Below are 22,027 nucleotides of genomic sequence, written 5' to 3' on the forward strand. Positions count from 1 at the left end.
CCGGGCCTGTCTCCCGGCGCCAGGAGAAGCGGCCGGGTCACGGCACCGGTGACCCGGCGGCCAGACCGCGTTCGGCGGCCGAGGCCCGGACGGCGTCGATCACCAGTTCGAGGGAGCGTCGGGTCTGGGCGGTGCTGCGGTGAGCGATCGACACGGTACGCAGCACCGGCTCGGTCAGCGGTACGACGTCGACGCCGTCGGGCACCGAGTCCAGGACCAGGTCTGAGACCAGCGTGACCCCCAGGCCCCCGGCCACCATCGCCAGGGCCGTGGTCTGCTCCTCCACCTGGTGGACGATGCGCGGTTCGAAGCCATGGCGCCGGCAGGCGATGCGGATGGCCCGTCCGAAATGGGACGTCGGCCCCGCCAGCACCCAGGGGTGGTCGGCGAAGGCGGCCAGCGAGACCGGAGGCTCCGGCGTCGCGCCCGAGGTGACCGCCGCATGCAGGCGCTCCACCGCGATGACGTCCCGGACCAACCCCGGATCCCAGGGCAGGGCGTAGTCGGAGTACTCGATCACGAAGGACAGGTCCAGGCTGCCGTCCAGCACCGCGCTCGCCGTGGCCTCCGGAGGCAGCTCCACCGTGCGCACCTCGATGCCGGGGTGCTCCTCGGTCAGGCGGGTCAGCGCGGTCGGCAGCAGGCCCGAGGCCACCGAGGCCCACACACCCACCCGCAGGCGCGAGGTCACGCCGCCCTGGGCCTGTTCCAGCGCCATCTCGGCATCCTCGACGGCGCCCAGGATGTCCTCGGCGTGCTCGGCCAGCACCGCTCCCAGCTCGGTGAGCCTGATTCGGCGGCCGAGGCGCTCGAACAGCGAGGCCCCCACCTCACGTTCCAGCTGCGCCAGCTGCTGGGAGACGGCCGAGGGGCTGTAGTGCAGACGCGCCGCCACCCCGGTGACCGTCCCACGCCGCTGCAGCTCGCGCAGCATCCGAAGTCGACGCAGTGACAGCTCCATGCGGTCAGCGTACCTGCGCGACCCCTATTCAGGACCCCTCTGCGGCCCTGGGCCATGGCGCGCTGAGGAGGGGTGACCGTCCCAGTTCACAAAAGCTGCAAGGTCCTGTGCATGAACCCGCATGGTCAGGCTATAGACCCCGGCATGCCCGGGGGCCCACAGTGAGAGTACTGGTGCAGGACCGCCGGACGGCGGCCACTTGACGCCACAACATCCGTAGATCTGGAGGTGATCGTGGTGACTCTCGACACGCGGTGGCAGACCCCCGCAGATGATGGACAGGACGTCCTCGGCCTCGGCGTCGAGCAGGCGCCGCGGGACACCGAGCCGTATCGCAGGATCCACTGGACCGACCCCGTCACCGGGGCACAGGGCCACCTGGTGGTCCACTCGCTGGTCGGCGGCCTCGCCACCGGCGGCACCCGGATGCGCAAGGGGTGCACGCTCCACGAGGTGGAGGACCTGGCGCGTGGCATGTCCGCCAAGACCGCGGTGTTCGGGCTGCCGGTCGGCGGAGCCAAGGGCGGCATCGACTTCGACCCCACCGACCCGCGCGCCCCGGAGGTGCTGGCCCGCTTCTTCGCCGAGATGAAGCCGTGGCTGGACGCGCACTGGGTCACCGCCGAGGACCTGGGGGTCACCCAGCAGCGCATCGACGAGGCCTTCGCCGCCGTCGGGCTCGGTCAGAGCTTCCACGCCGCCATCCAGCGGTCCACGGATCCTCAGGCCACCCTGCAGCGGGTGCGTGCGGGCCTGGAGATCCGCACCGACGACGGCTGCATCCTGGGTGACGTGATCGGCGGCTACGGCGTGGCCGAGGCCTGCCTGGGCGTGGTGCAGCACCGTGGCTGGAACCGCGCCACCACCGACGTCGCCGTCCAAGGTGTGGGCACGATGGGCGGGGCTGCTGCCTACTACCTGCACGGTGCCGGCGTGCGTGTGGTGGCCCTGGCCGACGTCCAGGGCACCCTCTACGACCCCTCCGGACTCGACGTCCCCGCCCTGCTGGACCTGCGGGACGACTACGGGGTCATCGACCGGGCCGGGGTCCCCGCCCATGTCACCCAGCTGCCGCGCGAGGCGGTGCTGGCCACCGACGCGGACATCTTCGTCCCGGCCGCGATCTCCTATGCGGTGCGGCCCGAGAACGCTCAGGACGTCGTCGCCTCAGTGATCGTGGAGGCCGCCAACACCGGCGTCACCCGGGAGGCCGAGGAGCTGCTGGCCCGCCGCGGGGTGATGGTCATCCCGGACGTGGTGGCCAACACCGGCGCCGCCGCCTGGGCCTGGTGGATGCTGTTCGGAGAGGTCGGCACCGACCCGGAGGACTCCTTCCAGCGGCTGCACCTGGAGATGCGCGCCAAGGTGGCCCGGCTGCTCGCCGAGGCCGACCGGGCCGGCGTCTCCCCGCGGGACACCGCGTGGGACATCGCCGGGGTCAACCGGGCCGCGATGCAGAACCGCCCGCCGGCCTACATCCCCTGAGGCTGGCAGTGGTACGGCTGGGGCTGCTGCGGCTGGGGCTGGTGCGGCTTCGCTGATGGAAGGCGTCACCGGCCGGGACTAGTCTGGAGCCATGGCACAGACTCCGTCCGAGACTCCGGCTGGCGCGACGGCGCGCCCCCACCCCGCGGTGGACCGGGTCACCGCCGAGCTGACGCGGCTCGGCGTCACCCCGGAGGTCCGGTGGTTCGACGACGCCGTCACCACGGCGCAGGCCGCCGCCGACGCCCTGGGCATCGACGTCGGCCAGATCGCCAACTCGCTGATCTTCCTGCGCGATGACGTCCCCATCCTGGTGATGACGTCCGGGGCGCACCGGGTGGACACCGACTGGCTGGGGGAGCGGCTCGGCGGCACGATCAGCCGCGCCCCGAAGGACCGGGTGAAGCAGGCTACGGGCCAGACCATCGGGGGTGTCGCACCGGTGGGCCACCCGGCACCGGTGCCGACCTTCGTGGACACCAGGCTGGCCGAGCACGAGGAGATCTGGGCCGCGGCAGGTCACCCCCGCACGGTCTTCCGAACCACCTGCGAGGAGCTGCTGAGGATCACCGGAGGCACCCCGGTCTCCGTGCGCCCGGCGGCCGGTCAGCCAGAGGCGGGCGCCTGAGATGGCCGCACGTCGTGGCGCGCGCCGTGCCGCCGTCGTCGGCTCCGGACCCAATGGGCTGACCGCGGCCTGCGTGCTGGCCCGCGCCGGCTGGGAGGTCACCGTCTATGAGGCCGCCGACGAGCCCGGCGGAGCGCTGCGCTCGGCCGAGCTGCTGGGCCCGGGTGTGGTCAGCGACCTCGGCGCCAGCGTGCACCCCTTCGGTGTCGGGTCCCCGGCCTTCGAGGAGCTGGATCTGACCGCCCACGGGCTGGAATGGATGCAGCCGGGCATCCAGGCCGCCCACGTCCTCGACGACGAGCCGCCGGCCCTGCTGCACAGCTCCCTGGAGCAGACCGCCGCCGAGCTCGGTGTGGACCACGACGCCTGGCGCCGGATCATCGGGCCGGTGGCCGCCCATTGGGAGGAGGTGCGGCGCGCCGCCATGGCCCCGGCGGTCCAGACCCTGCAGCATCTCGGCCGCGACTCCGCGCCCACCCGGATCGGCGCCCTGGCCCGGCTCGGGCTCGTCGGCGCCTGGCCCGCCGACGTCGCCGCCCGATGCTTCCGCACCCCGCGCGCCCGGGCGCTCTTCGCGGGCATGGCCGCCCACTCCACGGTCCCGTTCTCGCATCCGCTGACCGCCGCGTTCGGGGTGCTCTTCAGTGCGGCCGGACACGGCACCGGCTGGCCCGTGGCCCGTAGAGGGTCCCAGGGCATCGTCGATGCGCTGGTCTCGGTGCTGCACGCCGCCGGCGGGCGGATCGAAACCGAGTTCGAGGTCACCGGCGTCCGGCGGGTCCCCGGACGGCACCGGGCCGCCCACCGGATCAGCGGGCGCCGCTCCGGCAGCGGTTCCGGCCGCGCCGTCGTCGCGGAGGAGCCGGCCGACGTCGTCATCGCGGACCTGACGCCCGCCCAGCTGCTGCGTCTCGAGGGACTGGAGCTGCCGGTCCGGTACCGGCGCGCCCTGAGCCGCTGGACGTACGGGCCGGCGATCGTGAAGATCGACTATCTGATCAACGGGCCCATCCCCTGGCGGGACCCGGAGGTGGCTCGCGCGGGGACCGTGCACCTGGGCGGATCCCATGCACAGATCGGCGCCGCCGAGGCCGCCGCTGCGCGCGGTGTGCTGCCCGGACGGCCCTATGTGCTGCTCGCCCAGCCGTCCGCGGCGGACCCGTCCCGCGCGCCGGCGGGGCAGACGGTGGCGTGGGCCTACGCCCACGTCCCGCACGGCCTGGCCGGGGGAGCCGCAGACCGGGCGGCGTCGATGATCGACGCCGAGATCGCCGCCGCCGCGCCCGGGTTCCGGGAGGCGGTGCGCGCCCGGACGGTCTGGACGCCGCAGGACCTGGAGGCCTTCGACGCCAACCTGGTGGGCGGGGCGATCAGCGGCGGCATGCCCACGCTTCGCCAGTTCGTGGCCCGACCGGCCCTGCGCTGGGACCCCTACAGCACCGGGGTCGAGGGTGTGTGGCTCGGTTCCTCGTCCACCCCGCCCGGAGGAGGGGCCCACGGCATGAGCGGCTATCACGCCGCGCAGGCGGCGCTGCGCGAGCATGGGTGAGGAGGAGCGCATGAGCCACGACGTCGAGGAGATCCTGACGGAGCTGCAGCAGCTCGCCGAGGACGAGGAGTGGGAGAAGACTCGGCGCCGCGTCCCCGAAGAGCTGGAGATCGTCGGGGTGCGGATGAAGCACGTCTTCGACCTCGCGGCCCGGGTGGAGCGCCAAAGGCAGCCCGTCGGCGACCTGGTTCCGCAGCTGCTCACCTGTCCCGACTACGAACGCCGGATGGTGGGGATCAGCATCCTGGACTTCCGGGCCCGCCGTCGGCTGACGGCGCAGGAGCGTGCCGAGCTGGCGGGCATCTACCTGGACCACCACGACCAGCTCGTGGTCTGGGACCTGGTGGACCGGGCGGCGCCGCGGGTGATCGGCGCCCACCTTTCTCTGGACCACCCGCCGGAGGCTCGTCGCGCCCAGCTGGTCGCGCTGGCCGACTCACCGGACCCGATGCGCCGCCGGACCGCCGTCACCGCCACGTTCTGGATGGTCCGCCAGGGAGACTGCGACGACGCCCTGCATCTGGCCGAGCGTCTGGCGGCGGACACCTCGGAGCGGGTCGCCCAGCCGATCGGCACGGCGCTGCGGGAGGTCGGGAAGGTGGATCAGGACAGGCTCGTCGCGTTTCTGCGAGAGCAGGCGAGCCGCCTGCAGCGGGTGAGCATCCGGTTCGCCGTGGAGCGGCTGCCGCAGGAGCTGCGGGAGGAGTTCGTGCCGCCGCGGCGATGATCAGCCGCCGAAGGCCAGCAGGCCCGCCACCACCAGCATGGTCACGCCGACGCCGGCGTCGATGACCTGCCAGGTGCGCGGCCGGTTCAGCAGCCCGGCCAGGGCGGAGCCGCCGTAGCCCAGCAGGGTGAACCACAGGCAGGAGGCGCCCAGCGCGCCGGCGGCGAAGAACCACTTCTCCGCGCCGAACGAGTTGGCCATGGTGCCCAGCACCACCATGGTGTCCACCCAAGCGTGCGGGTTCAGCACGCTCACCGTCAGGCCGGTCCCGACGACGGCGCCCACGGTGCTCAGCGGACGGGCGCGGCGGCGTGTGCGCCCCTTCTGCGCCTTCCGCTCCACGCGCGGCAGCGTCGCGGTGGTCGTGGCCGGCTCTGAGGAGGTGCCGCCGTGCTCGCCGGTGCCGTGCCCGCCCGGGACCCGGCCGGCGGACCGCTCGGCTTCGGCGTCAGGCTGGCCGGCGTCGTCGCTGTCCAGCCCTGTGCGGGCCGTGGCCGCCGAGGCGAAGGACCGCCAGGCGAACCACAGCAGGTAGGCCACCCCGGCCCAGCGCAGCACCTGCAGCAGCCAGGGAGCGTGCTCCAGGATGGCCCCCACCCCGGCGGTGCCGAGGCCGATCAGCAGCAGGTCGCCGACCACGCAGCACAGCACCGCCAGGCCCACGCGATCGCGCAGCAGGCCCTGGCGCAGGAGCCAGGCGCTCTGCGGGCCGATCGCGACGATGAGGGCGAGGCAGGTGAGGAATCCAGTCAGCAGCACGGTCATGGTGACCATGCTCCTGGGAATCAGGCATCCGCACCAGCGCATGATTCTTCATCATCTGAAGGGATCCTTCAGATGTGACGCGTATCATCGACGTCTATGAACACCGATCATCTTCGGGCCTTCGTGCTGGCCGTGGACGAAGGCACCTTCGAGGCGGCCTCGGCGCTGCTGGGGATCTCCGGCTCCGCCTTCTCCCAGCGGATCAAGGCGTTGGAACGGGAGGTCGGGCAGGTGCTGCTGACCCGCACCATCCCGGTGCGCACCACCGACGCCGGGGCGGTGCTGCTGCGCACGGCTCGGCAGATGATGCTGCTGGAGGACGAGGCCCGGCGCAGTCTGGGCTTCCGCGGTGAGGCCGCCGAGGTGGTGACGCTCTCGGTGGCGGTGAACGCGGACTCGCTGTTCACCTGGTTCCAGCGGGTGCTGCAGGAGGCCGCCACCTGGGACGACGTCGAGCTCCATGTGCACGCCGAGGACCAGGAGCACTCCCATGAGCTGCTGCGCAACGGCACGGTGGTGGCCGCGGTGGCCGAGACTCCGGTGCCGGTCTCCGGCTGCCGGTCCACCGCGCTGGGGACCATGCGGTATTGGCCGGTGGCCAGTGAAGAGCTGCTGGACCGGCATCGGCGTTCCGACGGCGTCGTCGACTGGGAGCGCGTCCCGCAGGTGGACTACAGCATCCGGGACTCGCTGCAGCGCAGCGGGCTGCGCCGGTTGGGCGTCACCCCGCGGGTGACGCATCTGATCCCGTCGGTGGAGGCCTACAATGCCGCCGTCGCCCACGGGCTGGGCTGGGGGATGATCCCGGAGGGGATGATGCCGCCCGGGGTGATGGAGGGTGAGCATCCGGATCTGCTGGTGGTCCAGGAGATCGGACCCACCGAGGCGCATCTGCACTGGCAGCGCTGGACCACCGGGACGCCGGCGCTGGACCGCCTCACCGAGAGTGTTCGACGTGCGGCGGCGCGCATGAAGTGAGGGTGAACAGAGTTGACCCCGGAGCGATGGTCGGAATCCACGCACTGAAGCGAGGTTTAGCGACCAGCCCTCCGGGGTCAACGGATGTGGGAGATCAGCGGGAGCTGGGGGCACCGCTGGGTGCGGTGGCCCGGCGCGGACCACGACGGCGGCTGCTCGGCTGGGAGCTGGGGCCGGCCTCGGCCTGGCGTCGGGCGCCCTGGGCGGGGCGCGACTCCTGAGGGGAAGCGTGCGAGGGTCCGGACTGGGCGCCGGAGCGGCCCCGTCCGCCCGAGCTGCGTCCGCCCGAGTCCCGTGCTCCGGAGCGAGCCTGCTGGCCGCCACGTCCACCCTGGCCGCCACGTCCGCCGCGACCGTTCTGGCCGCCACGTCCGTTCTGTCGGCCGCGACCGCCCTGGCCGCCGCGTCCGCCCTGCGGGGCGGGCGCCGGCTCCACGGGGGCGGCGATCTCGCCGACCAGCTCGGCCACGGCCTCGGAGTCCGGGGACACCCGCTGCGGGGTGACCTTGATGGCGGCCTTCTTCAGCAGCGTCTGGGTGTCCCGGCGCTGTTCGGGCAGCATCACGGTGGCCACGTCGCCGGCGCTGCCGGCGCGGGCGGTGCGGCCGGAGCGGTGCAGGTACGCCTTGTGCTCGGCCGGCGGGTCCACGTGGACCACCAGCTCGATGCCGTCCACGTGCACGCCGCGGGCGGCGACGTCGGTGGCCACCAGCACCTGGACGCCGCCCTGGCCGAAGGCGGCCAGGTTCCGGTCGCGCTGGTTCTGGGAGAGGTTGCCGTGCAGGTCCACGGCCGGGATGCCCTGGCCGGTCAGCTGCTTGGCGAGCTTCTTGGCCTGGTGCTTGGTGCGGGTGAACAGGATGCGCTTGCCCGTGCCGGAGGCCAGGGTGCGCACCAGGTCCTTCTTCTCGTCGGGGTCGACCTCGAAGACGTGGTGGGTCATCGCGGAGACGTGCGAGGTGGGGTCGTCCACGGAGTGGAGGATCTGGTTGTGCAGGAACTGGCGGACCAGCTTGTCCACGCCGTTGTCCAGCGTGGCGGAGAAGAACATCCGCTGGCCGTGCTCGGGGGTCTTCTTCAGGATGCGGGTCACGCCGGGCAGGAAGCCGAGGTCGGCCATGTGGTCGGCCTCGTCCAGCACGGTGACCTCGACGGCCTCGAGGCTCAGGGCCTGCTGCTGCAGGAGGTCCTCCAGGCGGCCGGGGCAGGCGACGACGACGTCGACGCCGGCGTTGAGCGCGTCGACCTGGCGCTTCTGGCTGATGCCGCCGTAGATGGTGGTGGTGCGCATGCCGTAGGCGGCGGCGAGGGGCTGCAGCACGGCGTCGATCTGGGTGGCGAGCTCCCGAGTGGGGGCCAGCACCAGTCCGCGGGGGCGGCGCGGACGACGGCGGGAGGCCGCGTCGTCGGTGCCCAGGCGGGCGATCATCGGGATGGAGAAGGCCAGCGTCTTGCCGGAGCCGGTCTTGCCGCGGCCGAGCACGTCGCGGCCGGCCAGGGTGTCGGGCAGGGTGTCCTGCTGGATGGGGAAGGCGGTGAACTTGCCTTCGGCTGCCAGCGACCGCACGAGGGGGGCGGGCACGCCGAGGTCAGTGAACGTGGTGTGTGACAAAGCGGTGTCGGGGCCTTTCATGGCGCCAGACGGCGGCGGCCCTGCGGTCCGGAGGACGGCGAGCGGCAGCTCTGGCTGAGGGGGCGGGAACACCGGTCGGTGCTCTCGTTCGCCGCTAGAGAGAGGCTTCTTCGGCCGTGGACCGTGATGGCTCCAGAGGGCGAGGCGTCCTGGCGACGCAGGGAACCCATGAGAGGTTCGCAAGGATTCCCACTGTACCTGCTCGGACCCTGGAGCAGCGATTCGTGCGTCTGGCGAGGCGTTCGAGTATGAATTTCAAATTTTGAGGAATGGAGGTGCGGCTCCTGTGGTTGTGCCTGCCATGACCACCTCGAACACTCCCCGCAGCGACCTCCAGGCCAGCGCCGACGTCGGCGGCCCCGACCGCTCCACCGAGCGGCAGGCGCCCCATGTCGAACTGGGACTGCATACTTTCGGCGACGTCACCGAGAGTCCCGACGGCACCCGTCGGCTCTCCCAGCCTGAGGTGCTGCGCAATGTCCTGGCCGAGGCGCGGTTGGCCGATTCGGTCGGCGTCGACGTCTTCGGTGCCGGTGAGCACCACCGTCCCGACTACGCGATCTCCGCACCGGACGTGGTCCTGTCCGCCATCGGCGCCGTCACGGAGCGGATGAAGCTCATCTCCGCGGTGACTGTGCTGTCCTCTGACGATCCGGTGCGTGTCTATCAGCGCTTCGCCACGATCGACGGGCTCACCGGAGGCCGGGCCGAGGTGTCTCTGGGGCGGGGATCGTTCATCGAGTCCTATCCCTTGTTCGGCTACGACCTGTCCGACTACGAGACGCTCTTCGAGGAGAAGGCTGAGCTGTTCACCGCCCTGCGCTCGGAGGGTCCGGTCACCTGGAGCGGCGCCACCCGATCGGGGCTGAAGGCGCAGCGGGTGTTCCCCACCACCGATCACGAGTTCGGCCTGCCCACCTGGGTGGCCGTGGGTGGGACCCCGGCCTCGGTGGTGCGGGCCGCGCGCCTGGGCGCCGGGCTGGAGCTGGCCATCATCGGTGGCGCGCCTGGGCGGTTCGCCCCGCTGGTGGAGCTCTACCACAAGGCCCTGCGCGAGTTCGGGCAGGAGGGTCCGCGGCGCATCGCCGTGCACTCGCACGGCTTCGTGGCCGAGACCGACCAGCAGGCGCGTGACACCTTCTACCCCTCCTGGGCGGACTCCATGGAGAAGCTCGGCGCCGAGCGCGGCTGGGGCACCGGCCGCCCGGGGCGCGACCAGTTCGACCAGGAGGTCGAGCACGGGTCGCTCTACGTCGGCTCTCCGGAGACCGTGGCGGCCAAGATCGTGAAGACCGTGCGGCTGCTCGGGGCCTCCCGCTTCGGCATGAAGTACGGCAACGGGTCCCTGGCGCATGAGCACATGATGCAGGCCGTGGAGCTCTATGGGGCGAAGGTCAGGCCGCTGGTGCTCGAAGCGCTCGGTCAGTGACGCCGCTGGTGCCGGAGCGGCGACATCGCTGCCGGCACTCGCTAGGCTCGTAGTCGTGCCCGGCTGACGGGCGCGGACACGACGGCGGCGCACCACCACAGGGAGGCGAGCATGGCCGAGCAGACCCCCGAGGGCGTCTCAGCACGTGACGCGGAGGATCAGGGCGGACAGGACCAGCACGGGCAGCAGGAGACGTCCAATCAGGGTCAGCGCACGCAGCACGAGGCCGAGCCCTCGGCCGAGGCGGAGGAGAAGCCGACCCTGGCGATCTACTCGGACCCGGGCCGCACCTCGATGCACGTGCGCAGACTCCTCGAAGGGCGCACGCCCTGGGGTGAGGACCATGAGATCACCCACCAGCAGCTGCTGCTGCCGCTGCGCAGCGACGGCACGCTGGACCTGGACGAGGTCAGCCGGTGGGCGGAGGAGGACGGCAGTGAGATCACGATCGTCGTCACCGAGATTCCGCGCCTCGAGGACGGGCTGACCAAGTCCGTAGAGCTGGACTTCGAGAGCAGGCTGGCCGTCATCTCCATGGCCAGCCTCGGGCCGATCGCGGTCATGCGCTCCCTGCGCCGGGAGGCGGACCGTGCCGTCGAGGCGCTGGCCCACCAATCCGTGGAGGAGGCACGCGCCAAAGGAGGGCACGGGGTCCGGCTGGAGGAGGGCCGGGAGGGCCAGCGGGCCTACATCACGCCGCAGCACTCGCTGCCGGGACGGGTCTGGATGACCCTGGGCATGGTGTCCAACAATGAGCCGCTGCTCTCCCTGCCGCGGCTCTCCGGCGTCTTCGCAGCGGCCTGCGCCACTGGAGCCTTCGGCATCTTCTACGACTCCATCTGGGACATGGCGATCAGCCTGCCCGGCTGGCGGCTCGCGATCATCTCCTGCGCCGGGGTGGCCTTCCTGGTGCTGTGGCTGATCACCCGGAATCGCCTCTGGGACCGGCCGTCCGCCGTCGGGGGCAAACGCCTGGCACTGATGTACAACACCTCGACTGTGATCAGCCTGCTGGTCAGCGTGCTCTCGCTGTATGCGCTGCTCTACCTCGGGGTGCTGGTGATCTCGCTGGTGCTCATCGAGCCCGGCTATATGGCGGAGAGCCTGCAGGTGGAGGCGGCGTTCTCCAACTATCGGGACATCGCGTGGCTGGCGGCTTCGCTGGGGACCTTCGCCGGGGCGATCGGTTCCAACTTCGACGACGATTCCGACCTGCGCAACCTCACCCAGGGGACCCGGGAGCGGCAGCGCTACCCCCGCGACGAGGAGCAGCAGTGAGGCGGGGCCAGGGTCCGCTCAGCTGATCGCCTCGCTCAGGTGATCAGCTGCAGGAAGCCCAGGCCCAGCAGGCCGAAGCCCGCACCCCAGAGGATGACGGAGACCAGCATCCACAGCATGACCGCCTGCCGGGAGGCGCCCAACGAGACCATCAGCGGCGCGGTCACCTGGGAGGGCAGGGCCAGCGGCCCCAAGATGGAGACCCCCGGCACGCCGAAGCGGTTGAAGATCCGCATCACCCGCTCACGCTTGGCGGTCTTCTTGGTGTCGGCCGCCTCCGGGTCGCGCTTCTTCAGCACCGAGCCGCGCACCCAGTGCGCCGCGTAGACGACCAGAGCCAGGGAGAGCATGTTCCCGACGACGGCGGCGACGATGGCCACGGCCGGGTGGATGCCGGCGAGCACGCCCAGGAACCCGCCGCCGTAGGACTCCACCATGGGGATCGCGGCGATGAGGATGATGCCCAGCCACTGCCAGGCCGGGTGCAGCGCCATCGTCCACGCCTGGAGTCGGCCGTAGAAGCTGTCCTCCGGGACCATGGGGACGGCGGTGTCGGCGACGGCGGCGCCGGCGTGGGTCAGGTCAGCGAGGGCGAGGATGTCCATGGCCCTCATCCTTCCGGACGGGTCGGCGGAGGGCATCATCCTGAAGAAGGATCATCCGGATGATCCGTCATCCGCTCCGCCCGGCGGCTCCCCCGGGTGTTCCGCTCAGCGCTTCACTCGGCGCTTCACTCAGTGATCCGCCCAGCGCCGGTAGAGCTCCGGGCGGCGGTCCCGCAGGTACCAGGGTCCCTCCGGCGCCTCCTCGGGAGAGCGTCCCCCCTGGGCGGGGCCGACCTCGGCGATCAGCAGCTCAGGTCCTGCACCCGCGGAGGCGAGCACCACGCCGTCGGGTCCGGCGACCACGCTGGCGCCGTCGAAGAGCAGCCCGTCCTCTATCCCGGCGTGGTTCGTGTAGGCCACGGTGAGCTGGTTCTCCAGGGCGCGGGCCGGGATCAGTGTGCCGGTGACCCCGGCGAAGCCCCCGGCCAGGGCAGTGGGGACCAGCACGACGTCGGCGCCGCGCCGGGCGAGCTCGCGCACCGTCTCCGGGAACTCGACGTCGTAGCAGACCACCAGCCCCAGCGTCAGACCGCTGAGCTCCGCCACCGGAGGGGCGTCCTCCCCGGGGACGAATGCGGCCTTCTCCTCGGGTCCGAAGAGGTGGATCTTGGTGTGGACGGCCAGGGTCTCGCCGTCGGGGGAGACCAGGATGCCCTGGATGGGCCGGGCCTCGGCCGGGCCGTCGCCGGGGAGACTGTGCACCAGCGCGATCCCCGCCTCGCGGGCGATGGTGGTGAGGCGCTCGCGGGCGTCGAGCACAGCCTCCGGCGTCACCGAGGCGCGGATCAGCGCCGGAGCGTACCCGGTGGCGAAGAGCTCCGGGGTGACCAGCAGCTCGGCGCCGGCGGCGCGCGCACGCTGGGCGGCGTCGGAGATCAGGCCCAGGTTGTGGTCGATGTCGAGCGGGACGGCGGTGTCCTGCAGCAGGGCGATGCGCATGCCTCCAGTGTGCCACCAGGGACCGTCGGGCGGCGCGCCGTGACGCGTGTGCTGTGACGCTTGACACAGCGATTCTGAGCGTTGATAGTTGGTCGGGAATGTTCAGTCCTGTTGGAATCGTGAGGTTGTGGAGGCGACTGTCCAGGGCCGCCTGACGGCACTGCCCCCTGACGGCACTGTTCCCTGACGGCTCGATCCCCTGAAGCACTGTGAGGTGACCGCTGATGACATCGCTCTCCCGCCGTCAGCTGCTCCGCGGCGGTCTCGGCCTCGGTCTCGGTGCCGGAGCGCTGGCGCTGTCCGGATGTGCGGTGCCCGGCACCACCTCCGTCAACGCCGAGCCCACCCGCCCGCCGGCCGGAGCAGGGAAGACTGTCACCCTCACCTACTGGGCGTGGCTGAAGGACCTCCAGCGGGTGGCCGACATCTGGAACGCCCAGAACCCCCACATCCAGGTGGAGATCGCCTGGATACCCGGCGGCAACGATGGCGGGTACCAGAAGCTCTACAGCGCGCTCGCCGCCGGTGCCGGGCCCGATCTGGCCCAGGTGGAGATGCACACCATCCCCGAGTTCCTGATGGTCAACGGGCTGGTGGACCTCAGTCGCTATGACGTGGCACAGCACGAGGGCCGCTTCGACCCCACCCTCTGGGGGCAGGTGAGCTTCGCCGGCGGCGTCTATGGGATCCCTCAGGACTCCGGTCCCACTGCCATGTATTACCGCCCCGACCTGCTGGAGGAGGTCGGCGCGGAGCCGCCGCAGACCTGGGAGCAGTGGGCCGGGGTCGCCGCCGAGGTCCGCCAGGCGGGCATGCATATGGACTCCTTCCCGCTGGCGGACACCTCCGTGTTCACCGCTCATGCCATGCAGGCCGGAGCCACCTGGTTTCAGGCGGAGGAGGAGGGCTGGGTCATCGACATGGCCGGGGAGCGCACCCTGGAGGTGGCCCGGTTCTTCGACGAGATCGTCGACGACGGCCTGGTCACCACCCAGCATCAGCCTTACAGCCCCGGCTGGTTCGCCGCCGCCGCGAACGACCAGATCGTCTCCCTGGCCTCCGCGAGCTGGGGCGACGCCCTGCTCTCCGGCGTCTCCGGGGCCGAAGGACGGTGGCGGGTCGCCCCGCTGCCCACCTGGCCCACCGGGTACGGCTCCTCGCATCTGGGCGGCTCCTCCACCGCCGTGCTGGCCCACAGCGCCCACCCCCATGAGGCCATGGAGTTCGCCGTCTGGCTCAACTCCAGCCCGGAGGGCATCGACGCGCTGATCGAGAACAGCGGCATCGGCTGGTCCACGAACCCCGATCACATCGGGACGCCGCGGGAGGGGGCCAGCGAGTTCTTCGGGGGACAGCACTACAACACCGAGGTCTTCGAGCCCGCCGCAGGTGATCAGAACGCGGACTGGCAGTGGTGGCCCATCACGCAGCAGACCTTCAACATCCTCGCCGACGAGTTCCGCGGCAAGGCCCGCGGCGCCTCCCTGGTGGACGCCGTCGTCCGTGCCGAGCAGAGCACCATGGAGGTCTTCGCGACCAAGGGGCTGACCATCCGGAGGGCAGAACGATGAGCACACCCACCACGACGACGGCGGCCCCCGACGTCGCCCGATCGGGTGTCAGGAGGCGTCCGAGCCCCACGGCGGTGGCGCCGTGGATCCTGGTCACCCCGTTCCTGCTGCTGTTCCTCTTCACCTTCGTGCTGCCGATCCTCATGGCGCTCGGGCAGAGCTTCACCCTGGTGGAGCGGGAGGGACTCTTCGGCGAGGAAGGGGTCACCAGCACCTTCGCCTGGTTCGAGAACTACCGGCTGGCCCTGGCCGACGGGCAGTTCATCGCCTCCATCGGACGGATGCTGCTCTTCGGCGTGGTGCAGGTGCCGATCATGATCACCCTGGCCACCGTGCTGGCGCTGCTGCTGGAGTCGGCCTCGGCCCGCTGGCCGGGCTTCTTCCGAGCGGCCTATTTCATGCCCTACGGCGTGCCCGGGGTGTTGGCCACCATCCTGTGGTCATTCCTCTACGTCCCGGGGCTGAGCCCCATCGTCGACACCGCCCATGCCTGGTTCGGACTGGAGATCGACTTCCTGGGTGCGGGCACCGTGCTGTGGTCCATCGCGAACATCGTGACCTGGACCTACACCGGCTACAACATGCTGATCATCATCGCTCAGCTCAAGGCGATCCCGCCCGAGCTCTACGAGGCCGCGCGCGTGGACGGCGCCGGGCCCGCCCGCCTGGCGTTCAGCATCCAGCTGCCGCTGATCCGCCCCGCCCTGGTGCTGACCACCGTCTTCTCCATCATCGGGACTCTGCAGCTCTTCGCCGAGCCGCAGCTGCTGGCCCAGGTGGCACCGGCCATCGACTCCCAGTACACGCCCAACCTGTCGGCATACACCACCGCGTTCGCCTACAACGACTACACGGTCGCCGCCGCCCAGGCGGTGCTGATCGCCCTGGTGGCGTTCGTGCTGTCCTTCGCCTTCCTCCGGCTGACGAACAGGACCTCGCGATGACCCCGGCCGCCAGCACCGCCGAGACCGCCGCCGCGAAGGCCCACGAAGCCGACGTCGGGCCCCCTCCGCAGGGCGCCCGCGCCGAGCAGGCCCGCGGCACCGTCGTGCCGGGCGGCCGCGCCCGCGCGGCCCGGACGATCATCGTCACCGGAGTGTTGACCATCGTGGCCCTGTACTTCCTGGTGCCCGTGTACTGGGTGATCGTGGCGGCGTCGAAGACCACCGACGACCTCTTCGGCACCCACGGGTTCCTCTTCGCGGAGAACATCGCCCTGCTCAGCAACCTGAGCCAGGTGCTCAGCTACGACGGCGGCGTCTTCCTCCGCTGGCTGGGCAACTCGCTGCTCTACGCCGGCGTGGGCTCGCTGATCGCCACCTACCTGGCCGCCGCGGCCGGCTACGCCCTGTCGAAGTACATGTTCCGCGGCCGGAACCTCATCTTCGGCCTCGTGCTCGGCGGAGTGCTGGTGCCCGGCACCGCCACTGCGCTGCCGCTGTTCCTGCTGTTCAGCCAGCTGGGCATGGTCAACACCTACTGGAGCGTGCTGATCCCCTCCCTGGTCTCGCCGTTCGGCCTGTTCCTGTGCCGCATCTACGCCGACGCCACCGTGGACACCTCGCTGATCGAAGCGGCCCGGCTGGACGGGGTCGGGGAGATCCGCATCTTCCACGTCCTCGGCCTGCGCATCATGACCCCGGCGCTGGTGACGGTGTTCCTCTTCCAGCTGGTCGGGATCTGGAACAACTACTTCCTGCCGCTGGTGATGCTCACCGACGAGCGGCTCTTCCCCATCACCCTGGGGCTCAACCATTGGCGCAGCCAGACCGACCGGCTGCCCGAGTTCTACGAACTGACCACCGGCGGGGTGCTGCTGTCCATCATCCCGCTGGCCCTGGCCATGATCGTGCTGCAGCGCTTCTGGCGCGGCGGCCTGACGGAAGGTGCTGTGAAGTGACCTCTGCCCCGATGCCCACCCCGGTCTCCGCTCCCGTGGACCACGTCTCGTACCGGCCCGGCGCCGGTGCCCTGGAGGCTCCGCGGTCCTGGCTGGTGGAGGCCAGCGACGCCGAGAGACGGGACCTCAGCGGTCCCTGGCGGTTCCGCCTCTCTCCCGCCGTGCCGGGGACCCCTGGTGGGCACGGTGTGCTGGGGGAGGAGGAGCCGGAGGCCTTCGCCGCCCCGGACTATGACGACGCCGGCTGGGACACCCTCGAGCTGCCCTGCCACTGGGTGCTCGACGGCCGGTACGGCAGTCCCGCCTACACCAATGTGCAGTACCCCTTCCCGGTGGAGCCGCCCCATGTGCCCGACGAGAATCCCACCGGCGACCACCGCCGGCAGATCGAGGTCCCGCAGAGTTGGCTGGACACCGGCCGAGTGCTGCTGCGCTTCGACGGGGTGGAGTCCTTCCTGCAGCTCTGGGTGAACGGGCATCGGATCGGGGAGGCCTTCGGCTCCCGGCTGGCCCATGAGTTCGACATCACCGGGGCCGTCGTCGCCGGCACCAACACGGTGGCGGTGCGGGTGGTGCAGTTCTCCGCGGGCAGCTACCTGGAGGACCAGGACCAGTGGTGGATGCCCGGCATCTTCCGCGAGGTCACCCTGCTGCATCGGCCCGAGGGCGGCATCGACGACGTCTGGCTCACCTCAGACTGTGACCCGGCCACCGGCCGGGGGATAGTCATCCCCGAGATCACGGCGGATCCTTCGGCCTATCCGGTGCGCCTGCAGATCCCTGAGCTGGCGGTGGACGTCCGATGGCAGGCCCCCGAGGAGGTGGCCGCCGTCGTCGTCGGGGGTGCGGAGGTGGGCGAGCAGGCGCAGGTGCGGCCCTGGTCCCCGGAGGAGCCGGTGCTCTACGACGTCCTGGTCTCCTCCGCCGCCGAGACCCTGCGGCTGCGCACCGGGTTCCGCCGGGTGGAGATCGACGGCGACCGCCTGCTGGTCAACGGCCGACGCGTGGTGTTCTCCGGGATGAACCGCCACGAGACCCACCCGGACCGGGGGCGCGTCTTCGACGAGGAGCACGCCCGCGAGGATCTGGCGCTGATGAAGCGCCACAATGTCAACGCCATCCGCACCAGCCACTACCCGCCGCATCCGAAGCTGCTGGACCTCGCCGACGAGTACGGTCTCTGGGTGGTGCTGGAATGTGACCTGGAGACCCATGGCTTCGAGGCCGGCGGCTGGGTGGACAATCCCAGTGATGACCCCCGCTGGCGTGAGGCCTACCTGGATCGGATCCGCCGCACCGTGGAGCGGGACAAGAACCATCCCTCGATCGTGCTCTGGTCGTTGGGCAACGAGTCCGGCACGGGGGAGAACCTCGCCGCCATGGCCGAATGGGTGCACCGCCGGGACCCCGGGCGCCCCGTCCACTACGAGGGCGACTACACCGGGGCCTACACCGACGTGTACTCGCGCATGTATGCCAAGGTCCCAGAGACCGAGTCCATCGCCCGCGACGACGATCTCCGCCCGTTGCTGGGCTGCTCGACCGCCGACTCTGCCCGGCAGCGGTCCAAACCGTTCGTCCACTGCGAGTACGCCCACGCCATGGGCAACGGCCCCGGGGCGCTGGACGACTACCGCGATCTGGTGGACCGCTACGACCGACTCCACGGCGGGTTCATCTGGGAATGGCGGGACCACGGCATCCGCACCACGACGGCGGACGGTGTGGAGTATTTCGGCTACGGCGGAGACTTCGGCGAGGTGGTCCACGACGGGAACTTCGTCATGGACGGCATGGTCCTCTCCGACCACACGCCCACCCCGGGACTGGCCGAGTACGCCGCCGTCGAGCAGCCCATCCTGCTGGAGCCCGGGGAGGCGGCGCACGCTGCGGGGCAGGTGCGGATCCGCAGCCGGCGCTTCACGGCCGACACCTCGGACCTGCGGCTGCGCTGGGCAGTGGAGCTCGACGGCCGCCCGGTGGCCGACGGCGTCCAGCCCCTGACCGACGACGACGGCGCCCCCGTCCCGGCCGGAGGAGAGGGTCTGCTGACGCTGATCGGTGTGGGCAACCAGCTCGAGGTGCTTCGAGACGCCCCCCGCGAGACTCCGCTGGGCGAGCTGCATCTGAGCCTCAGCGTCGAGCTGGCCGAGCAGACCTCCTGGGCGCCGGCCGGCCACGTGGTGGCCCGGGCCCAGTGGGAGCTGCCGGACCCGGCGCCGCGCATCCCGCAGCGGGGCGGTGCTCCGGCAGCACTTGCTGACTCCCCGGCGCTGCTGGAGGGGCCCCGGCTGCGGGAGCTGGCCGGAGCCGCCGTCGTCGGCCCGGAGGTGGAGCTGTGGCGGGCGCCCACCGACAACGACGAGGGCGCGTCCTTCCCCAGCTACGATGCGGTGGACGCCGACGACTACCTGGCGGGAGAGGCCCGGCACGTCTCGGCGGCGGACCGCTGGCGGCAGGCCGGGCTGGACCGGCTGGTGCGCCGCGTGGTGTCGGTGGACGCCGGTGAGGAGGAGGTGACGGTGCGCCGTCGGGTCTCTGCCGCGCAGAGCCGCGCCGCCCTGGACGTCACCGAGACCTGGACCGCCCAGCGGGCGGCGGACGGCGTCGTCGAGGCGGTGTGTGAGGTGACCGTGGTGCCGAACCGTGGCTGGCAGGACGTCTGGCCGCGCGTGGGGCTGCACCTGCAGCTGCCGTCAGACGTGGACGGCGCGTCCTGGTTCGGCCTGGGCCCGCATGACTCCTACCCGGACACGGCCCGGTCAGTTCGCGTGGGACGGTTCAGCGCGGGGATCGACGAGCTCACAGTGGACTACGCGCGGCCTCAGGAGTCGGGTCATCGCCCCGGGTTGCGGGAGCTGGTGCTGCGCCGGAACGGTGAAGACTGGCTGCAGGTGATCGCCGAGCCGGACGCCGCCGGTCGGCGCCCTGGGTTCACGCTGAGCCGGCACTCGGCCCACGAGATCGCCGCCGCCGGGCACCCGCATGAGCTGCCGGAGTCCGCGGTGACGCATCTGTACCTGGATGCCGCCCAGCACGGCCTGGGCTCGCGGGCCTGCGGTCCGGATGTGTGGCCCACCGCGATGCTGCGCCCGCAGGCGCGGACGCTGAGGTTCCGGCTCCGAGCGCTCTGAGGGTCTCTTTCTGCGTTGGCCCCGGAGGGATTGTCGCTAAATGTCGCGTCAGCGGCGACATTCTGACAATCCCTCCGGGGCCACCGTGTGTGGGGGTGAATCGGGCCAACGGAATGCTCATACCCCGATGGGGTACACTGGCGCCGCATCCGAGGATGAGACCGGTTCTCAGTACAGAGCGGGATGCTCTCGGCCGGCGTCCTCGGGTGGAACGATGCACTGCCGCCCACCCGAAAGGATGGATCACCATGCCCCGACGCCGCACGCTGACCGCAACCACCTCTGTCGCTGCCCTCGGACTGCTGCTCCTCACCGCCTGCGACTCTGGGGAAGATGCCGCGCCCGAGGAGGAGGCGGGCCAGGAGGTCGAGCAGCAGGTCGAGCAGGAGGAGGATCATGACGCCGACCATGACCCCGATCATGACCCCGACCATGACGATGCTGCTGTCTCCGATGACCACAATGCCGCCGACGTCGACTACGCCCGGGGCATGATCGCCCACCACGAGCAGGCGATCGAGATGTCCGAGATCCTGCTGGAGAACGAAGGGCTCGATCCCGAGCTGGAGAGCCTGGCCGAGGACATCAAGGCCGCGCAGGGGCCCGAGATCCAGCAGATGAACACCTGGCTCGAGGCATGGGAGGATGGCGAGCATGGCGGGCACGACGGCATGCTCACCGAGGATCAGCTCCTGGAGTTCACCGATGCCGAGGGGGCGGAGGCCGAACGGCTGTTCCTGGAGGGCATGATCCTTCACCACGAGGGTGCCGTCGAGATGGCGGAGGAGCACCTGGAGCAGGGCCAGGACCCTGAGGCCCTTGAGCTCTCCGAGCAGGTCATCGAGGATCAGTCCGAGGAGATCGAGCTCATGGAAGGCCTCCTCGAGGACTACTGACCCCTCAAGAACGCGATGGCTACGCGCTTTGGGCCCTTTTCAGCGCGGATCACGCGTCATAAGGGCCCAAAGCGCGGAGTCATTCTGTGTATGGGCGGGGACTCAGTCTTCGACGGCCCAGAATCCGTCCATCAGGACGTCGGCCACCACGGTGTTGTCCACGTAGTCCCCGCGCACCGGATCGGTGCCCACGATCTCCTCGAAGAACGCCTCCGAGCCGGCGCCGCGGACGAAGAACGGCACCACCTGGTTGGTGTGGTCGCCCGAGTACCATCCCAGGTCGGGCAGTTGGCCGGCCTCCCCGGTCATCGGGGTGAAGCCGGGTTGGTCATCGGGGCCGGCCAGGTATCCGGTCTCGTGGTCGGCGGTGACGATCACCAGGGTCTCCTCCCAGGAGGACTCGGTCTCCACCCACTCGACCACGGCGTCGACGGCATCGTTGAAGTCCTGGACCTCCTCGATGTCCCGGGCGGTGTCGTTGGCGTGGCCCGCCCAGTCGATGGCCCCACCTTCGACCATGAGGTGGAAGCCCTCGTCGTTCTGGCTCAGGATGTTCAGCGCGGCCTCGGACATGGTGGGCAGGTCCACCACGGTGTTCTGCTTCACGTCGTAGGGCTCCTGTGAGTCCCCGGAGCGTCCGTGCTGCAGGGTGGAGGCGACCTGCGCCAGGCCGAAGGCGCGCTCCGGCAGGTGTTGGGCCTTTCCGCGGGCGTACGTGGCGAAGTCGGAGTCCTTGTCCGTGAACTCGAACTCCGTCTCACCGCCGGCGAGTCGCTCGAAGTCCTCTTCGGCGATGTAGGTGAACTCGGGGTCCTTGAGCTTCTTGCTGTCGTCGTCGTAGTGAGGGTGCCCGGCGCCGAAGATGACGTCCAGGTCGGAGTCGATCATCTCGTCGGCGATCTCGTGGTAGTTGTTCCGCGACTCATTGTGCGCAGCCCACGCGGCCGGGGTGGCGTGGCTGAAGGGGACGGAGGAGACGACGCCGGCGGAGCGGCCGGTGGCGATGGCCCGTTCGGAGAGGTTCTCGACGACCTCGCCGTCGGCGTCCAGCCCGATCGTGCCGTTGGTGGTCTTCTCTCCGGTGGCCATCGCGGTGCCTGCCGCCGCGGAGTCGGTGGCGCCGGTCTGCACCCAGTCGTGGTCGGACCATGCTGCCTGCGGGTCGTACTCTCCGCCGGCGGCGTAGGTGCTCAGGGCCAACATGTCCCAGTCCTCGTAGGTCTGCACCGCGTCGCCGGGGAGCTCATCGAGAGTCTCGGGGTCGGCGTCGCCCTCGACCTGGTAGCGGGTCTGGCCGGTCTCGTACAGGTTGGTCGCGGCCAGGTGGTTATAGCCCATGCCGTCGCCGATCATGTAGATGACGTTCTTGGGGCCCTGTTCGGCATCGGCGCTGGCCGGCGCGGGGGCGCCCACGCCGGCGAGGGCCGGGGCTGAGGTGCCCAGAGCTGCGGCGCCGAGCGCGACAGCGGCGGCGAGGCTGACGCCTCGGGACAGGTGGGACGGTGCGGGTGACATTCTGCTCCTTCATCGGGGCTGTGCGTTCCGTGGA

Annotated in this window: 18 protein-coding genes; 12 read left to right on the forward strand and 6 right to left on the reverse strand. The window is 70.9% G+C overall.

Annotated elements, in window-relative coordinates; translation table 11 throughout:
• Positions 1–37 precede the first annotated feature (37 nt).
• Positions 38–961, reverse strand: a complete 924-nt coding sequence (locus ABD658_RS08080; protein ID WP_344685934.1) for a LysR family transcriptional regulator — start codon at positions 959–961, stop codon at positions 38–40.
• A gap of 237 nt (positions 962–1,198) precedes the next feature.
• Between ABD658_RS08080 and ABD658_RS08085 the strand changes: the two genes are divergently transcribed.
• The 4 genes from ABD658_RS08085 to ABD658_RS08100 all read left to right on the forward strand — a co-directional run bounded on the left by ABD658_RS08085 (position 1,199) and on the right by ABD658_RS08100 (position 5,350).
• Positions 1,199–2,446 (forward strand): Glu/Leu/Phe/Val dehydrogenase dimerization domain-containing protein, encoded by a 1,248-nt coding sequence (locus ABD658_RS08085; protein ID WP_083277440.1) that lies wholly within the window; start codon positions 1,199–1,201, stop codon positions 2,444–2,446.
• A 91-nt stretch (positions 2,447–2,537) separates the two neighbouring features.
• Positions 2,538–3,074, forward strand: a complete 537-nt coding sequence (locus ABD658_RS08090) for a YbaK/EbsC family protein (protein WP_344685931.1) — start codon at positions 2,538–2,540, stop codon at positions 3,072–3,074.
• Position 3,075: 1 nt separating this feature from the next.
• A complete protein-coding gene (locus ABD658_RS08095) occupies positions 3,076–4,623 on the forward strand; it encodes a phytoene desaturase family protein (protein ID WP_344685928.1) in 1,548 nt (515 codons plus the stop codon).
• 10 nt (positions 4,624–4,633) lie between these two features.
• The gene (locus tag ABD658_RS08100) at positions 4,634–5,350 is read left to right on the forward strand and encodes a DNA alkylation repair protein (protein ID WP_344685926.1); all 717 of its coding nucleotides are present in this window, start codon (positions 4,634–4,636) and stop codon (positions 5,348–5,350) included.
• On the opposite strand, the gene ABD658_RS08105 is transcribed toward ABD658_RS08100, so the two are convergent.
• A complete protein-coding gene (locus tag ABD658_RS08105; RefSeq protein WP_344685924.1) occupies positions 5,351–6,115 on the reverse strand; it encodes a LysE/ArgO family amino acid transporter in 765 nt (254 codons plus the stop codon).
• Between the two features lie 96 nt (positions 6,116–6,211).
• Between ABD658_RS08105 and ABD658_RS08110 the strand changes: the two genes are divergently transcribed.
• Entirely contained in the window at positions 6,212–7,093 is an 882-nt protein-coding gene (locus ABD658_RS08110) for an ArgP/LysG family DNA-binding transcriptional regulator (protein WP_344685922.1), read from the forward strand.
• 94 nt (positions 7,094–7,187) lie between these two features.
• On the opposite strand, the gene ABD658_RS08115 is transcribed toward ABD658_RS08110, so the two are convergent.
• A complete protein-coding gene (locus tag ABD658_RS08115; RefSeq protein WP_425574497.1) occupies positions 7,188–8,705 on the reverse strand; it encodes a DEAD/DEAH box helicase in 1,518 nt (505 codons plus the stop codon).
• Between the two features lie 322 nt (positions 8,706–9,027).
• Here ABD658_RS08115 and ABD658_RS08120 point away from each other — a divergent pair, with 322 nt between their 5' ends.
• Both ABD658_RS08120 and ABD658_RS08125 read left to right on the forward strand, forming a co-directional pair.
• Positions 9,028–10,155: an Atu2307/SP_0267 family LLM class monooxygenase gene (locus ABD658_RS08120; protein ID WP_344685918.1), complete on the forward strand. Its 1,128-nt coding sequence runs from the start codon at positions 9,028–9,030 to the stop codon at positions 10,153–10,155.
• 111 nt (positions 10,156–10,266) lie between these two features.
• Positions 10,267–11,433, forward strand: coding sequence for a hypothetical protein (locus ABD658_RS08125; RefSeq protein ID WP_344685916.1), 1,167 nt, complete (start codon positions 10,267–10,269; stop codon positions 11,431–11,433).
• Positions 11,434–11,468: 35 nt separating this feature from the next.
• Here ABD658_RS08125 and ABD658_RS08130 read toward each other — a convergent pair whose 3' ends face one another.
• Positions 11,469–12,038 carry a hypothetical protein gene (locus tag ABD658_RS08130; RefSeq protein ID WP_311025077.1) on the reverse strand — a complete coding sequence of 190 codons (570 nt, stop codon included), beginning with the start codon at positions 12,036–12,038 and terminating at the stop codon, positions 11,469–11,471.
• A 129-nt stretch (positions 12,039–12,167) separates the two neighbouring features.
• Positions 12,168–12,977 (reverse strand): nitrilase-related carbon-nitrogen hydrolase, encoded by an 810-nt coding sequence (locus ABD658_RS08135; protein ID WP_344685912.1) that lies wholly within the window; start codon positions 12,975–12,977, stop codon positions 12,168–12,170.
• A gap of 224 nt (positions 12,978–13,201) precedes the next feature.
• Between ABD658_RS08135 and ABD658_RS08140 the strand changes: the two genes are divergently transcribed.
• The 5 genes from ABD658_RS08140 to ABD658_RS08160 all read left to right on the forward strand — a co-directional run bounded on the left by ABD658_RS08140 (position 13,202) and on the right by ABD658_RS08160 (position 20,478).
• Positions 13,202–14,548, forward strand: coding sequence for an ABC transporter substrate-binding protein (locus ABD658_RS08140; protein ID WP_344685910.1), 1,347 nt, complete (start codon positions 13,202–13,204; stop codon positions 14,546–14,548).
• The gene (locus ABD658_RS08145) at positions 14,545–15,492 is read left to right on the forward strand and encodes a carbohydrate ABC transporter permease (RefSeq protein WP_344685908.1); all 948 of its coding nucleotides are present in this window, start codon (positions 14,545–14,547) and stop codon (positions 15,490–15,492) included. Before ABD658_RS08140 ends, ABD658_RS08145 begins: the two co-directional genes overlap by 4 nt.
• Positions 15,489–16,448 (forward strand): carbohydrate ABC transporter permease, encoded by a 960-nt coding sequence (locus ABD658_RS08150; protein ID WP_344685906.1) that lies wholly within the window; start codon positions 15,489–15,491, stop codon positions 16,446–16,448. Before ABD658_RS08145 ends, ABD658_RS08150 begins: the two co-directional genes overlap by 4 nt.
• 11 nt (positions 16,449–16,459) lie before the next feature.
• Positions 16,460–19,582: a glycoside hydrolase family 2 TIM barrel-domain containing protein gene (locus ABD658_RS08155; RefSeq protein WP_425574498.1), complete on the forward strand. Its 3,123-nt coding sequence runs from the start codon at positions 16,460–16,462 to the stop codon at positions 19,580–19,582.
• 248 nt (positions 19,583–19,830) lie between these two features.
• Positions 19,831–20,478: a DUF305 domain-containing protein gene (locus ABD658_RS08160; protein ID WP_344685902.1), complete on the forward strand. Its 648-nt coding sequence runs from the start codon at positions 19,831–19,833 to the stop codon at positions 20,476–20,478.
• A gap of 102 nt (positions 20,479–20,580) precedes the next feature.
• Here ABD658_RS08160 and ABD658_RS08165 read toward each other — a convergent pair whose 3' ends face one another.
• Complete coding sequence (locus ABD658_RS08165; RefSeq protein ID WP_344685900.1) at positions 20,581–21,993, reverse strand: alkaline phosphatase; 1,413 nt, start codon at positions 21,991–21,993, stop codon at positions 20,581–20,583.
• Between the last annotated feature and the right edge of the window lie 34 nt (positions 21,994–22,027).

This window comes from Nesterenkonia aethiopica, assembly GCF_039534665.1.
GTDB classification, from domain to species: domain Bacteria; phylum Actinomycetota; class Actinomycetes; order Actinomycetales; family Micrococcaceae; genus Nesterenkonia; species Nesterenkonia aethiopica.